Origin of the sequence: Bacillus sp. FSL W8-0102 (genome assembly GCF_038007225.1) — a bacterium.
Lineage (GTDB): Bacteria > Bacillota > Bacilli > Bacillales > DSM-4216 > Bacillus_O > Bacillus_O smithii.
Map to the genome: position 1 here is coordinate 2,500,752 of NZ_JBBOWT010000001.1, position 15,565 is coordinate 2,516,316.

Below are 15,565 nucleotides of genomic sequence, written 5' to 3' on the forward strand. Positions count from 1 at the left end.
TAAAAGCCTTTTTGATTCGAATGAAAGAGCGAACAGACGGAATGAAGAATTTTCCTATAGAAAATATGGGTTCTATGTGGATAAATCCTTCACGGCAAGTCCAATTTTTTTTAATAAACGGATAGCCGTTTCTTTCTCCTCGTCGTCCAGAACGCTCATCAGTGAATGAATGTTTTCAGCATGCTTTGGAAATATCTCTTCAATAACGGCCCTTCCTTTTTCCGTAATGGCAGCATATGTCACCCTGCGATCGGTAGGGCATGCGACCCGCTCTACCAACCCCTTTTTTTCTAATTTGTCTACTACATAAGTAATACTGCCGCTCGCCAGCAAAATTTTGCTTCCAATTTGCTGCAACGGTTGCGGGCCTTTATGATACAACAATTCCAATACGCCAAATTCCGTAGGATTTAACCCATTTTGATAAATCCATTCATTCGTTTCTTCATTGACGACTTTATATGCTCTTGACAGTACAACAAATAGTTTCAAGGACATTTGTATGTTTTTTTCTTCCATTTTCTCAATCAGTTCCTTCTATTCATAAATTCTGCATTCTTTGCGGCTCAATCACTGTCCAATCATCATGATGGCCAGCAGCTTCGTCTATTTGTACTTGTTGAATTTCGGCAAGTAATCGAGCATGTCCCCATTGCTGATATCATCTGTTTTTCTTTTATACAAAACAGATTTTCACCAATGCCACCGCACCATCACCTATTAACGTTTGCAACATTTGTCCAGACAAGACTTTTTCCTCATTGTAACATAATCTTTCCATTCTTTGGCCATGAGGTTTCGCAATATTGATCAAAATTCCTTCCTGCATATCAACATTATATTACTTAGACTTTGGATGAATAAACAAAGTGGTCATGCCAATTTTTTATTTTTCAATCAGAAAATCACTGCAGACCGTTGAAAGCGCCATTTTTGACGTCTTCTCTGGCAAATAAAATCGTCCATGAATGCTCGCAAACCATTTCCGGTTCTCTTCTGCTTTTTAAAATATAAGCCGCTTTCCAATCTTTCGTCTGTCAAAAGGTCTCATCAAATTCATGCAGAAATCTTGTAAAAACACGACCACTCCTTCAGTTTTATACTTATCCCATAAGAATGATTTCACCCTTGTCAATTTTAAACGTTTGCTCCTATTAAAAGATGTTTATATTCAAATTACTTTTTTTCGATCATTTTAAAGGGAAAACAACATTAAACGATTGATTTTCTCTCATTTTGACTTTTTCCCAAAGGTTTTTTTCTAGCACTTCTCATTTCAAAGTTTCTGATATAATAAAGTAGATTTCAACATCGCAGAAACATTGAATCACGAATCTGCGGGAACCATAATAGTAAGGGCGAATTTTGATGCGAAAAAACAAGAAAAAACAAAAATGGATTTATTTTTGGGTTGTAGTGGTACCAAGTATTCTAACCATCATGCTGTTCTACCGTATTTTATTAGACAATGAAAGAGACAATTATCGTCAACATATTGAATGGATCGCCTCCATTCATCAAAACCAAATCGATCAATTTATAGGGGAAACGATCACGGGATTAAACATTTTAGCTTATAGTCTGGATCCGATGCTGAATGATTTGGATTCGGTCAAAATGATCTTAAAAAAGACTCAAAACCAGGATCCGCGTTATGGAGGAATGTATATTCTAGATTTAAAAGGCAACGTGGTCACCGGAACAAACGACTTGTTAAAACACTATAATTTTAGATATATGGACTACTTTCGAGAAGTTCTTTTAACCAAACATACGGTCGTATCCGATCATCAAGAAAAGATTGATAATCAGCATGTTATTGCAGCCGCTTCTCCCATTTTGTCGAATAATAAAGTCATAGCGGTGCTGGTAGCCCATATACAAGTCGATTATATAAGAAATATCATGAAACAATTGACTCCCGATCAGGCTATATCATTTGAGAATTCAAAAGGAAAGACCATTTTTACTGTCAACAAACCACCGAAAAATAACGATACAGAAAATAAGATTCGTTATCCGCTTGAGCAATTGCCTTGGAATATTGTTCTTACGGCAGACAACCGTTATTATCGGGATGTGATTCGTTCAACCATCTTATTTGCTATCATTCCGTTTATTTTTTTTCATATTCTTTTCCTTGTCTTTAAATATTTTATGCTCAAAAGACAAACGAAACTGGAACGGGTTCAAATCGAGGCTCAAAAACTGGAATTGATAGGAACGCTTGCAGCCGGCATTGCTCATGAAATTCGAAATCCTTTAACTGGAATTAAAGGGCTTGTTCAGCTTTTAAGCGAGAAATATCAAGATCAAACGGATCGTTTTTATTTTTCGGTTATTAATAAAGAAATTGCCCGCATCAATCAAATTGTCAGCGAATTTCTTATTTTAGGAAAGCCGACGGTTCAAAAAATGTCGTACACCGATATTCGTGACATTATTGTTGATTTGAATCCATTGATTTATTCAGAAGCAAACTTATACAACGTTCAATATGAGTATTCACTTCCAGATGAGCCTGCGATTCTATACTGCACGGTGGATCAGATGAAGCAAGTGCTCTTAAATTTAACCAAAAATGCTCTTGAGGCGATGAAAGATGGGGGAATTCTCCAATTAACCGTCACGAAAGCAAGCCGTTCTTGTTTGATTACGATCGCCGATAACGGAGAGGGGATCTCTCAAGAAAACTTGGAAAAGATTTTTACCCCTTTTTTTACATCGAAAGAAAATGGAACAGGGCTCGGCCTGGTCGTATGTAAACGTATCATTGAATCTTTTGGCGGAGAAATTGCGATTGAAAGCAAGCTCAAAATAGGCACCCAAGTTCGGATTACTTTGCCGCTAAAAGAAGATACAAGGGATGATATAACGAAATAATCGAGTAGGAGGGGGTGATTAACCCCCGTCCTCTCACACCACCGTACGTACGGTTTCGTATACGGCGGTTCAATCAAGATAAATGACGCAAGAATTCATAACGTTTCTGTAGACTTTTAAGCCCTTGGTTACTCCAATAGGAGTTTCCAAGGGTTCTGTGTAATATGGGACTTTTTGAGATTCGCCAATAACCTTTGCGACTGTTCCCCCATTCATAAGCTTTCCATTCAGGAACTCCTAGTTTTATGAGGTTGCGTATCCTGGTCTTTGAGGTCTTCCAGTTTTTCCATAAACACATCCGGAGTCTTCGTCGAATCCAGCCATCCAAATCTTCAAAGATACTCTTTGTGTCTGCTAATGCAAAATATCCACACCATCCAAGTAGATATTGGTTAAGTTTCTTAATCCGATATTCCATTGGGTATGGTATTTTTCTTGACGTGATTTCTCGCACCTTTTTCTTCATTCGTTTTAGACTTTGCTTGGCAATCCGAACTTTTGGCTCTTTTGAAGGTGTAAAACTAAATCCTAGAAACTTTCGTTTCCATGGTCGGTCAACCGCAGATTTCTTCTCGTTGACTTTTAGACGAAGTTTTCCCTCAATAAATCGTTTGACACTAGCCATGGTTCTTTCACCAGCCCGTTTTGACTTCACGTAAATATTACAGTCATCGGCATAACGAACAAATTTATGCCCTCTTTTCTCTAATTCTTTGTCTAGTTCATCTAGTACAATATTCGAAAGTAAAGGGCTTAGGGGGCCACCTTGCGGCGTCCCTTCTTCTGTCCTAGATACCACACCATTAATCATGACACCAGCTTGTAGATATTTGCGGATTAGCTTCAATAGTGGCTTTTCTTTAATAGTCTTGGCTAATGTACTCATCAGCCTGTCATGATTCACTCGATCGAAGAACTTTTCTAAATCCATGTCTACTACCCATCTATAACCATCTCTGATATAGCCTTTTGCTTTCCTAACTGCGTCATGAGCACTTCGATTTGAACGAAACCCATAACTATGTTCGGAGAACATAGGGTCATATATCCTCGATAATACTTGGGCAATTGCTTGTTGAATCAAACGGTCTGTTACGGTTGGAATACCTAGTAACCGAACACCGCCATCAGGTTTCGGGATTTCGACTCTTCGAACAGGCATTGGTTCATAGGTACCCTTGAGAATTGCTTCTTTAATGGATATCCAGTTTTCGACTATGTGCTGACGTAGGTTTTGTACGGGCATCATATCTACTCCATGGCTACCTTTGTTCTTTTCTACTCTTTGTAAAGCTAAAAGCATATTCTCCCGTGACAGGATTTGATTCAAAAGCATTGTTATTCTTCCTTCCGTGAATAGCTTATCTTCTTATGCCAGTGGTCACTCCACCCTCCAAGAGGTCCCCCACGGGATTCACCGTTTCCTTCCTCAAGTGAGGTACTACGTTTTCTGTGTTCAACATGACACACTGAATGCAAAGGGCTATTCTCTCTTAATTGTTCAGTCCTTCCGAATTGTTCTAGACCAATTCGTACTATGACCTCTGCTGACTTCTGATGGCTCAGCTACTTATCACTAAGTAGGTTATGAAGGGTACTTCACGTATCCATCAGACCTCCCCGGGTAAGAGTGTAATCTTTCCTTCCATCCATCTGCTTCATTTACTCTGTATCACCTTCGGCAGAAAGGGCTTTGTTTTGTTGTGCAAACTCACCCAGTGATACCTAGCCTCATATGAAGTTCGTGTTCCTCAGATCGGAAGTTTGCCGCCCGCTTCCTTCAGATTCCGCGTCACCACGGACACCCTTGCGTTAAGCTAACTGCTACTTCTGCCTTCGCAGCTCGGGACTTTCACCCTATAGATTACACCCATGCCGGGCGCACACAAAAAAGCCAGGAAGGAAATCTTCTCCTGCCTGGCTTAGCTATCCACAGTGTCAGACCATACTGGCCATACAAGAAGAAAGTGTCGCTTTTCGAATACGGACTGCCACTTTTTTTCCGGACCGGTATCTTTTGATCGTATTGGTTTGCGTTTTGTCGTAGAAGTATTGATAACGATTCAAAAGCTGATCCAATTCTTGGCTGCATTGAATGGTTTCTTTAGCATCAAGTCCCATTAAACTGCCAAGCCGAATCATCTCTTCTCGTTTTTCCTGAATTTTTTCCATCAAATACGCCTGATCATACCAAAAACAATCACTCACTTTACTTCCCCCAGATTATTCTTTTTTTCCAACACAGACGTATCATAACGCTTCGAGATCCGCTAAATTCTCTCATCTCTCGCATTTCATAAGTATTTTACCGTAGGATTATCTCAAGATTTTTCGAAAATGTAAATAGGTTCGGAAAAATAAGACATAAAATGGCATTACTGATCATATTTTGACATATTTTGATTGATCCGTCTGAATCTTTCATCCCATTTGGAAGAAAAACTCTCTCATACGTTTGAAATCCCAAACATGTATACATCCATAAAACTGTCACACCATCATAAACAGACTCGTTTTCTCGAGTTCTAAAAGAATGGCTTTTTTATCAATTTGTTTTCCGGCATAACCAATCAACTGATTGTTTTTCCCGATCACTCGATGACAAGGGATAATGATCGGCATCGGATTGGCTTTATTCGCTTGTCCTACCGCTCTGACGGCATTCTTATTGCCAATCGCTGCCGCAATCTCTTGATAGCTTCTCGTTTCTCCATAAGGAATATGAAGAAGTTCGTTCCATACTTTAAGCTGAAATTCCGTTCCTTTCAGAAAAATTGGAAGCTGAAAAACCTTTCTTTTTCCGTCAAAATACTCCAAAAGCTGTCCTCTGGCCTCCAATAATAAGGCGTCTTTTTCCGCTTTCTTTATCTCTTCATTTTCCGCTTTTTCACCAAATTCCAGTCCGATGATTCGTTCTCTGCTCGATACGATCGTCAAATTTCCGATCGGACTGTTCATCGTTAAAAATAATTTCATCTTTCTCTCTTACTCCTTTTTAACAGGCAAATAAATATAAAATGTTGTTCCCTTGCCAACACTACTTTTTACTTCCACTTTTCCATTATGTTCTTTAATGATTTTGAAGCTGACCATTAAACCAAGCCCCGTCCCCCGTTCTTTTGTCGTGTAAAACGGCTCGCCTAGCTTCTTGATCTTTTCTTCCGGAATGCCCGTCCCTTCATCCGATATCATAATACAAATATACTCTTTTTCCACTTTGCTTTGAATCAAGACATTCCCGCCTTTTGGCATCACTTCAATGGCATTTTTAATAATATTGATAAATACTTGTTTTAATTGATTGGATTCCGCATAAACAACCGGCAAGTTTTGATCCATTTCCATAATAAGCTGAACATTGGTCATTAAGGCCTGTGGCGTAAGGAGGTCAACTGTATGTCTGATGACTTTTCCAATATCGACTTTTTGGAATTGAACCGCTTGAGGCTTGGCCAATATTAAAAACTCGGTAATGATCGATTCAATTCTTTCCAATTCTGTTTTAATGACTTCAAAATACATTGCATATTGACCATTTAAATTATGCTCCAACAGTTGGATAAACCCTTTCATCGCCGTCAAGGGATTCCGGATTTCATGGGCGATGCCTGCCGCCAGCTCGCCGACCACATTCAACGTATCCGATTTTCTCAACTGCTCCTGTATTTTGATTTGTTCCGTCACGTCCCGAATCACCGTTAAATTCAGATGAGTATTTAAATATAGTTTGGAAGCCAGCTCAAAATATTTCGTCTCCTCACCGCATTTTTTCGTTAAAAGCAATTTCGCCTGTCCATGTTTTTTTACCTGACAAAAGTAATTTCTCTCTTCTTCTCTACTGGCATAAGATTTCATAACGTCCCTTACGTCCTGATTCAGGAACGTTTCTTTTTCCGCTTTTAACAAGCGGCAAGCCACATGATTAATATCTTTAATCACATAATGTTCGTCCCATAAAATCATGCCGTCCATCGATTCTTCAAAAACTTTGCGAAAACGCTCTTCACTCTCTCTCAATTCTTTTTCCATCCGATAACGGTCACTGACATTTCGGAAAATACTAAGATGATATTGTCCATCGGATGGCATTTTCACTGTAAATTCCAGATGCTTCTTTTGTCCATTAGGCATTTGAAAAAGCATTTCTTCCCTGGCTTGTCCATCTCGGTTCAGCTGCTTAATCACTTTCTCGTAGTCATCTATGTTATCAATAAAATCAATAAGGTTTCTGTTGAGCAGTTCTTCTAAAGTGCATTCAAACACCTTCAGCGCTGAGCGGTTCGCTTTAATGATCGAACCATCCCGGTTCCAAAACACGATCGCATCTACAGCTTCGTTAAACAATTCCTCAAACATTTTTTCGCTTTTTTTTAATCTGATTTCCATCTGCTCATGTTCGTTCATGCCTTGCATGATCGCCAAATTGATCCCTAAGTCTTTGACGGGAATCACAATATAATCGAAAATCGTCATACCGTTGGCATGGATCATCGGGATTTCTCCGACTGTTTTTCTCCCCAGCTGAATCATCTCTTGAATCTCTTCAAATTGGTTTTGATATTCTTTTGGAACAAAAGAAGCAACCGTTCTCGTTTTTGCTTCCGACATGGTAACAGACATTTCTCGGCAGAACGCAGGATTCACATCCAATATGTTGCCTTGGCAGTCAAACAGAAGAATAGCATTCGATGCGTGTCTGTAAATATTTCTCAACATCATGGAAGTTGTAACAGCAAAGCGATCTTTTTCTTTTAAGTAGGTGATGTCACGCAAATAGTATATAACCATTTGGAGATTTTCATCGCGTTGAATTGTGATTTGCACGAATTTCATCGTGCCATCTTTTAAATGAAGGACCGTTTCATCTTCCAGTTTACCGTGTTCATGCAGCTCCTCGTTAAAATAAACCAAAATTTCCTCTGGAACAGCCGGAAAAAAATCCTTCCATTCATGCTCCATCAATTCACGTTTCGTCAAATGCACCAAATCAGCAGCCGCTTGATTGGCATAAATGATTTCTGAGTCCATAGTAGTGACAATGATAGCTTCCCTTGAGCCTTCCAGTATCTTTTGATAGAATTGCAAAGTGTTCTCATCGGACAGCCGTTCTGCGACCTTTTGCCGTCTCTCCTTCTTTTCCATTCCTTCGCCTCCTAAGTTTTGAAAACACTAAACGTTTATTCCTTAAGCAATCGAGTTTATATGAGTGGTTGTTAGGGTATAACTATAAATGTTTTTGGCCTTTGCGCCATGATGGATACTTCATAATGAAGGTGATCATTCGAATGTCAAAAAGAGATTTCTACTTTGACAACGCAAAATTTATACTCATCTTTTTCGTTGTTTTCGGTCATATCATACAGTCTTATATTCATGACAATTCCATGATTACAGCCTTGTACATGACCATTTATACGTTCCATATGCCGGCGTTTACACTCGTTTCCGGCTATTTCGCTAAAGGGTTTTACAAAAAAGGATATGTAAAAAAATTGGCGAAAAAATTATTGATTCCTTATTTGATCTTCCAAGTGATATATACCATTTTTTACTATTTCCTTTACCAAGAACATACTTTTCAAATCGAGCCGTTCGTTCCACAATGGTCCTTGTGGTTTTTGCTCAGTTTATTTTTCTGGAATGTACTGCTGATTTTGTTCGTGAAAATCTTTCAATTAAAAGAAAGTCTTTCTCTTTTTATTTCTTTGGTTTTTGGCCTTGTGGTTGGATGTTTTGAAGATCATTTGGATGTTCTCAGTTTTTCACGGACGTTTGTGTTCTTTCCGTTTTTCTTGCTCGGATTTTATTTAAAGAAAGAACATTTTTCGTCTATCATCACGACAAAAGCAAGAATCCTTTTTCTAATGGTTTTGTTGACCGTCCTGGTGTCGGTTTATTTTCATCCGAACTTAAATGAAAATTGGCTTTTGGGGTCCAAGTCTTATGCGCAGCTCCATTCTGATAACTTTACCGGGATGGTTTTACGAATTGGCATATACGCCATTAATATTTTGATGGTTTGCTGCTTTTTCGCTTTTGTTCCCCAACGAAAATTTTTCTTTACTCATTGGGGGAAAAATACGTTATATGTGTATCTTCTGCACGGCTTTTTTGTCAAAACTTTCCGTGAAAGCGACATGAAAAATTCGGTGGAGTCTGTCATTCTTTTGCTGATCGTATCGTTTTTGCTGACTGTCTTTTTGTCCAGCTCTTACATGACAGCCGTCGCACAACCAATTATTGAGATGAAGTGGGGAAAATTAAAAAAGATGATCCTCCATTTGAAAAAATCATCGAAATACATGGAAAGCTAGCATCGTTTTCGTACATAAAATAGTATTCGGAAAAAAATGGACATTTCCTGCTAAACAATAAAAAAGACCATTGTTTTTTGTTTTACTAGCTGGACGATACCGAAAAACCGTCTCCCTTCCAAACGACGAAAAATTTTCCCGATGTTGGAAGGGAGATTTATTATGGAAACTTTTCTATATGTTGTCCTTTTTTCCCGTACTTTTATAAAATAGATTTAGTGATTTTCGCACGTTTGAACAAATGAAAAAATATTGAAATCGAATAGAAAAAGGAGTAACATCGATGCGCATAATTGTCAGTACATTGAATGCTAAATTTATACATATGAACTTGGCGATACGCTATTTAAAAGCGTATGTTCAATCAAAATACAATGTGGAAATTGCGGAGTATACCATTAAAGATCCCGTCATGAATATTGCGACCGATTTGTTCAACCGAAAACCCGATGTATTAGGATTTAGCTGCTATATTTGGAATATCGAAGAAACGATTAAAGTAATCAAATTAGTCAAAAAAATTATGCCAAATGTAATCATTGTCCTTGGCGGTCCTGAAGTTTCTTACGATGTCCCTTATTGGCTCAAAAGAATTCCGGAAGCAGATTTTATTGTGATGGGCGAAGGGGAAAAAACGTTTGAACAGCTGCTTGATGAAATCAACGGGAATCAAGATTTCAGCACAGTTCCCGGAATCGGATTTATCAAGGAAGGTAAAGTCCAGATCAATCCCCCTGCAAACAAGCTTGATTTAAGGGAAATGCCGTCGCCGTTTCGATTCGAAGAGGATATACCGGATCTTCCCAACCGGATCGTATATATTGAAACGAGCCGTGGATGTCCTTTTCAATGCCAGTTTTGCCTTTCCTCGATTGAAGTGGGAGTTCGTTACTTTAACCGTGAAAAAATAAAAGATGATATCCGTTACCTGATGAAGAATGGAGCAAAGACTATCAAATTTGTAGACCGAACATTTAATATTAGCCGAAGCTACGCCATGGATATGTTTCAATTTTTAATTGAAGAACATCTCCCGGGCACCGTGTTTCAATTTGAAATCACCGCAGACATTATGAGGCCGGAAGTGATTGAATTTTTGAACCGTGAAGCACCCCCTGGAATATTTCGGTTTGAAATCGGCGTTCAATCGACCAATGATTTAACGAACGAACTGGTGAAAAGAAAACAAAATTTTGCAAAACTGACACGGACCGTCACGATGATAAAAGAAGGCGGGAAAATTGACCAGCATTTAGATTTAATTGCCGGCCTTCCGGAAGAAGATTACCAATCGTTCCAGAAAACGTTCAACGACGTATTTGCACTTAGACCGGAAGAACTCCAACTTGGTTTTTTAAAAATGCTCCGGGGAACCGGTTTGAGAATCAACGCCCGTAAATACGGATATATTTATATGGATCATGCTCCGTATGAAATTTTGCAAAATCATGTTCTGGATTTTGAAGATATTGTCAAAATCAAGCAAGCGGAAGATGTTCTTGGAAAATATTGGAACGATCATCGAATGGATCATACGGTAGAATTTCTCGTCTCCCACGTTTTTCCGTCTCCATTCGATTTTTTCCAATCGTTTGGCAGCTATTGGGAAGAGCGAAAATGGTCAAGAATAGGCCATCAACGAGAAGACCTTTTCTTACGGCTTAAAGAATTTCTGCAAAATGAACGAGTAGAACAATGGCCTTTGATTGAAGGATTCATGAAATACGACTTTTTGACTAACGCTCGCTACAAGCCGCGAAAACCATGGTGGAACACCGTTTTGGATAAAAAAGAACGGGCAGCGGTATATGCACGCTTATTAGAAGAACCGACATTATTAGGCAAAAACTTTGCAAGTCTCAATCTGGATGAAAAAGATTTGTACAAACACACAATTTTAGAAAAAATTCCTTTCGATATAGAGCATTATTTTCAAACAGGAAACATTGTCGATTCGCCAAGCTATCTTCTTGTCTATTATCAGCCCGCTACAGGTGAACCTGTTTCTTTTTTCTTACATGAAAAGGAATGCTGAGCGCTCAGCATTCCTTCTTTTTATTTTGCTTTTTTTTCGCTTCTTTATGGGTGATATCATATAATTTAGAGGCGTTCACATCTCCAAATTCAAGGCCATACTCTACTTGCAATGAAGGTTTCTTTTTTTTCATTATCCTCTACCCTTTCTTCCCTGTTTGGAATTGCGGTTGGCATGTTTGATTGCTTCTTCGCCATTGGCAAACTCAACGGAAAAATCCGTTTCCTTCACATTTTCTTTCGGTGTTTTGCTGTATTTTTCCACCGCATTCTTTTCCGCTTTTCGCTTCGGCAATAAAAGTACCTCCCTTCCATTCGGTTATTTTCTATCATGACCAAAATAAAAACGATTATCCTGACCTACACACGAATAAACAGATCGAACAGTTCATGAAGAAATGCTTATTCCAAATTTTTGTTTCATGATTTGCCGTCATGGGGAAAAAATAAAATTGAATGGACCATTGAACACGAATGGTCTAATATTAAAGTTTTTAAAGGAGGATGCACCAATGGCAGGCAGTCGAAATAAATTATTAATACCAGGAATTGAACAATATCTTGATTCTATCAAATATGAAATTGCCGAAGAATTCGGCGTACAGCTAGGCTCCAACACTGCTTCCCGCTCCAACGGGTCTGTCGGTGGAGAAATAACAAAACGACTTGTGAAGCATGCCCAATCCGAACTAGCTGGATCACAAAATCAAGAATCATGACGTTCAACTAATAAGGAAATTTCAAGATCAAGACCTTCACTCGAGAAGGTTTTGAAAAGTCGCTTTCAAAACATTTTTCAGAACCTATAAAACCATAACAAAAGAGGCTAGACCATATCGAATATGAATAAGTCCGCCTCTTTTGTAATGCTTGTCTTCATTCTTCTTATTGTCTACCAAAATTCTCTTTAACCATTTCTTTTTTTCGCGACACCACATAACCAATAATGGCGATGGCAATCAAAACACCCCAGAAAACGGATTTCCAGCCGATAGATTCCGGAAAATGCTCGTCTAGAATATGAATTTTAGGATGAGCAAGCGTGAAAACAATCAATTTTACACCAACCCACCCCACAATTAAAAAGGCCGCTGTTTCCAACGTTGGATATTTTTCTAGCAGCTGGACGAACCAAGAAGCGGCAAATCGTATTAACACTAACCCAATCATACCGCCAAGAAACATGACGATAAATTGTCCGCCGTCAATTCCACCTATTTGGAACGAGCCGATAGGACTTAATGTGATGGCCATCGCCACAGCTGCCAACATCGAATCGATTGCAAAGGCAATATCCGCTATTTCGACTTTTAGAACCGTCAACCAAAAAGAGGTTCCTTCCAAATTTTTTGGACTTTCCGATTTTTTCTCCTCACGTTTCCATTTTTTGATTAAATGATTGATCATGATATACAGTAAATACAATCCTCCGACGGCTTGAACTTGCCATACATTCACTAAATAGGAAATTAAAAACAAAGCTAAAAAGCGGAAAAGAAACGCCCCGGCCAAACCGTAAAACAGCGCCTTCTTTTGATCTTCTTTTGGCAAATGCTTGACCATCACAGCCATAACAACCGCATTATCAGCTGCCAAAATTCCCTCCAATACGACCAGAATCAACAAAACCCATCCATATTCCATCAGCAATGCAATATCCATTTTTCTCCTCCTCCCTTGATTTACAAAAGTTTCACAAAAAAAGACCTTTGCCCGTTATCGTACAGGCAAAGGTCTTGCGATGCATGATCCAATGTTCATGCCAACAAAGCCGATGGAAAGCTCCATGAATTGACGACTTTGTTGTAGGCTGAATCAGCCCAATGCTACTCCCCTTTGACTTAAAAGCCAAGGTATTCATATTGTTATTAACATTATATGTTTCGAAACAGAAATTGTAAACATTATTTTTTCTGAAAATGCAACAAAAAGATTCTCATCAGTATACCGGCGACCACGCCAAGAAGCAAAAAGAGCATCGGAGTAAATATTGGACCTAAAAATGCAGAGCCAACATAGACTTTCGGCGAGTAAATCAAGCCTAGTGTGACGGTATAAGCTGAAAAAACAAATGGAAAATACGCATATTTTTCTTTCTCATTCGAAGCCATTTTATAGGCATCCCACATCGAAAACATATACAAACACGGATAAAACATAAGCCACTGATAATCGACAATTTCAGCTGCTTTTTTCGTTTTTCCTAAAAAACTAAGTATAATACCTTCATTAAAACGACTAAGAAGGTTAACGCAAATTTCCAATACAACCAATAAAATCCCTTTTACCCATTCACCTGCTAAAAGCTGAGGAAAGCCGGGAAACGCGATGCTCCAAAGCACTGCCTCCAACTTTGTTAGCCTTTTCATATTTTCTTTCGCCGGTTGGCAGCCAGTTGATCTTCTTGAAGTTGAAAAATTCCGCTGCTCATAGAACCTGCCTCCTGATTTCTGCTTATCCATAGTTTATTCGTTTTAAAGCAAATTAAACATCAGCGTAAGGTTCACTTTGCAAGACGGATTTTCCTTTTGCTGCAAAAAGATTTTCCGCTGTCGAATTCATGACCATCCATACAAATTCGAATGATCTTTTTTCGCTCTCGCTTAAAAGGGGCCCATCCATTGACGGCCCCTTGCTTCAAAAAAGTATTTAAAGTTTAGCAACAATAAAAGATTCGTCCTTTAGTCCATTGGATTATATAAATGAATATCGGGATTTTTTTCTTGAAACCAGCGAAGTGCGAAATCATTTTCGAATAAAAAGACCTTTCTGTCAAAGCGATCCTTCACCAACAAACTGCGGCTGCTGGATAAAGAATCATTCACGGCGTCTTCATTTTCAATCCAACGTGCGATTTTGGACCCCATCGGCTCCATTAATACTTCTGAGTTATATTCGTTTTTCATCCGATGTTCAAATACTTCAAATTGCAATTGTCCGACAGCTCCGAGAATATACTCTTCAGTGCGATAAGTTCTAAACAACTGAATGGTCCTTCTTGAACTAACTGCTGTATCCCTTTATGGAAACTTTTTTGTTTCATCACATTTTTTGGAGACACTTTTACAAACAGCTCCGGTGTAAACTGCGGCAGTTTTTCAAAATGAAATAATTTTTTGCCCTCTACAATCGTGTCTCCGATTTGATAGGTCCCGGTATCATATAATCCGATAATATCGCCGCTTACTGCTTCGTCCACAGTACTGCGATCATCGGCCAAGAACTGCGTAGATTGACTAAGCTTCATGCTTTTCCCCGTTCTGGATAAGGTCACTGACATCCCTCTATTGAATTTTCCGGAACAAATTCGAACAAACGCAATTCGATCACGATGAGCGGGATTCATATTGGCCTGGATTTTAAAAACAAATCCTGAAAAAAGATCACTGCAAGGATCTATTTCCCCTTGATCAGATAGCCGAGGCTGAGGTTCGGGGGCAAATTGCAAATACGTCTCTAAAAAGGTTTGTACGCCGAAATTGGTCAAAGCACTTCCAAAAAAGACCGGAGTCAATGTTCCTTCTCTGACACGCTCTTCTGAGAATTCATTTCCCGCTTCATCCAACAGCAAAATTTCTTCCAAAGTTTGTGTATATAAATCGGATTCTTTTATGGGATGGTCGCCGATGATTTCTCCGTTTTCGTCCAGAGAAAGGAACCGTTCTTCTTCCTCTACTCGAAATTGTTCAACGCGGTGATAAAAACGGTCATAAATTCCAAAGAACTCTTTACCCATGCCAATCGGCCAATTCATCGGGTAAGAGTCGATTCCCAAAACCTCTTCTAATTCAGACAACAGTTCAAGCGGTGGTTTCCCTTGCCGATCAAGCTTATTAATAAAAGTGAAGATCGGAATGCCCCGCATGCGGCATACTTTGAACAATTTAATCGTTTGTGCTTCGATCCCTTTCGCCGCATCGATAATCATGACGGCGCTGTCAACGGCCATGAGTGTACGATATGTGTCCTCGCTAAAATCTTGGTGGCCCGGTGTGTCTAAAATATTGACCCGGTAGCCGTTATACTCAAATTGCATAACGGACGAAGTGACGGATATTCCTCTTTGTTTTTCTATTTCCATCCAATCGGAAGTAGCATATTTTCCGGTTTTCTTTCCTTTTACCGTTCCTGCTGCCCGAATGGCGCCCCCAAAAAGAAGCAGCTTTTCCGTAAGAGTGGTTTTTCCCGCATCCGGGTGAGAAATAATTGCAAACGTTCTTCGCGAACGGACTTCTTCCTGTAATGATGCCATATAGAATCAATTTCCTTTCCAAAATTCAACTTAAATGGCCCAAGAATGGCCTTAAGATCGTTACCTTTTCTATCATATTCTT

General features: G+C 39.0%; 13 protein-coding genes and 1 pseudogene. 4 read left to right on the plus strand and 10 right to left on the minus strand.

Annotated features, from left to right (window positions below):
- Positions 1–72 precede the first annotated feature (72 nt).
- Complete coding sequence (locus N1I87_RS11970) at positions 73–519, minus strand: MarR family winged helix-turn-helix transcriptional regulator (protein WP_003354359.1); 447 nt, start codon at positions 517–519, stop codon at positions 73–75.
- Positions 520–1,368: 849 nt separating this feature from the next.
- Here N1I87_RS11970 and N1I87_RS11975 point away from each other — a divergent pair.
- Positions 1,369–2,883 (plus strand): ATP-binding protein, encoded by a 1,515-nt coding sequence (locus N1I87_RS11975; protein WP_341101936.1) that lies wholly within the window; start codon positions 1,369–1,371, stop codon positions 2,881–2,883.
- 73 nt (positions 2,884–2,956) lie between these two features.
- On the opposite strand, the gene ltrA is transcribed toward N1I87_RS11975, so the two are convergent.
- From ltrA to N1I87_RS11995, 4 genes are all read right to left on the minus strand, one after another.
- Positions 2,957–4,219: a group II intron reverse transcriptase/maturase gene (gene ltrA, locus N1I87_RS11980; RefSeq protein ID WP_003354109.1), complete on the minus strand. Its 1,263-nt coding sequence runs from the start codon at positions 4,217–4,219 to the stop codon at positions 2,957–2,959.
- A gap of 602 nt (positions 4,220–4,821) precedes the next feature.
- Positions 4,822–5,091 carry an aspartyl-phosphate phosphatase Spo0E family protein gene (locus N1I87_RS11985; RefSeq protein ID WP_341094895.1) on the minus strand — a complete coding sequence of 90 codons (270 nt, stop codon included), beginning with the start codon at positions 5,089–5,091 and terminating at the stop codon, positions 4,822–4,824.
- 282 nt (positions 5,092–5,373) lie between these two features.
- The gene (locus tag N1I87_RS11990) at positions 5,374–5,859 is read right to left on the minus strand and encodes a methylated-DNA--[protein]-cysteine S-methyltransferase (protein ID WP_048623034.1); all 486 of its coding nucleotides are present in this window, start codon (positions 5,857–5,859) and stop codon (positions 5,374–5,376) included.
- Between the two features lie 9 nt (positions 5,860–5,868).
- On the minus strand, positions 5,869–8,025 hold the full coding sequence (locus N1I87_RS11995) for a PAS domain S-box protein (protein ID WP_341101938.1): 2,157 nt from the start codon (positions 8,023–8,025) through the stop codon (positions 5,869–5,871).
- 143 nt (positions 8,026–8,168) lie between these two features.
- Here N1I87_RS11995 and N1I87_RS12000 point away from each other — a divergent pair, with 143 nt between their 5' ends.
- Together N1I87_RS12000 and N1I87_RS12005 are read left to right on the plus strand one after the other, a co-directional pair.
- Positions 8,169–9,197, plus strand: coding sequence for an acyltransferase family protein (locus tag N1I87_RS12000; RefSeq protein WP_341101940.1), 1,029 nt, complete (start codon positions 8,169–8,171; stop codon positions 9,195–9,197).
- 283 nt (positions 9,198–9,480) lie between these two features.
- Positions 9,481–11,232, plus strand: a complete 1,752-nt coding sequence (locus N1I87_RS12005) for a B12-binding domain-containing radical SAM protein (protein WP_341101943.1) — start codon at positions 9,481–9,483, stop codon at positions 11,230–11,232.
- Positions 11,233–11,236: 4 nt separating this feature from the next.
- On the opposite strand, the gene N1I87_RS12010 is transcribed toward N1I87_RS12005, so the two are convergent.
- A complete protein-coding gene (locus tag N1I87_RS12010) occupies positions 11,237–11,365 on the minus strand; it encodes a hypothetical protein (RefSeq protein WP_003354993.1) in 129 nt (42 codons plus the stop codon).
- Positions 11,365–11,526 carry a hypothetical protein gene (locus N1I87_RS12015; RefSeq protein WP_003354994.1) on the minus strand — a complete coding sequence of 54 codons (162 nt, stop codon included), beginning with the start codon at positions 11,524–11,526 and terminating at the stop codon, positions 11,365–11,367. The genes N1I87_RS12010 and N1I87_RS12015 overlap by 1 nt, the downstream gene beginning before the upstream one ends.
- Before the next feature lie 217 nt (positions 11,527–11,743).
- Between N1I87_RS12015 and N1I87_RS12020 the strand changes: the two genes are divergently transcribed.
- Positions 11,744–11,950: an alpha/beta-type small acid-soluble spore protein gene (locus N1I87_RS12020; protein WP_003354995.1), complete on the plus strand. Its 207-nt coding sequence runs from the start codon at positions 11,744–11,746 to the stop codon at positions 11,948–11,950.
- A gap of 166 nt (positions 11,951–12,116) precedes the next feature.
- Here the strand turns inward: N1I87_RS12020 and N1I87_RS12025 are convergent, their stop codons facing one another.
- From N1I87_RS12025 to N1I87_RS12035, 3 genes and pseudogenes are all read right to left on the minus strand, one after another.
- Positions 12,117–12,893 carry a TerC family protein gene (locus tag N1I87_RS12025; protein WP_270583954.1) on the minus strand — a complete coding sequence of 259 codons (777 nt, stop codon included), beginning with the start codon at positions 12,891–12,893 and terminating at the stop codon, positions 12,117–12,119.
- A gap of 242 nt (positions 12,894–13,135) precedes the next feature.
- Positions 13,136–13,600 carry a hypothetical protein gene (locus N1I87_RS12030; protein WP_270583955.1) on the minus strand — a complete coding sequence of 155 codons (465 nt, stop codon included), beginning with the start codon at positions 13,598–13,600 and terminating at the stop codon, positions 13,136–13,138.
- Between the two features lie 312 nt (positions 13,601–13,912).
- Positions 13,913–15,483: pseudogene (locus N1I87_RS12035) on the minus strand (peptide chain release factor 3).
- Positions 15,484–15,565 lie beyond the last annotated feature (82 nt).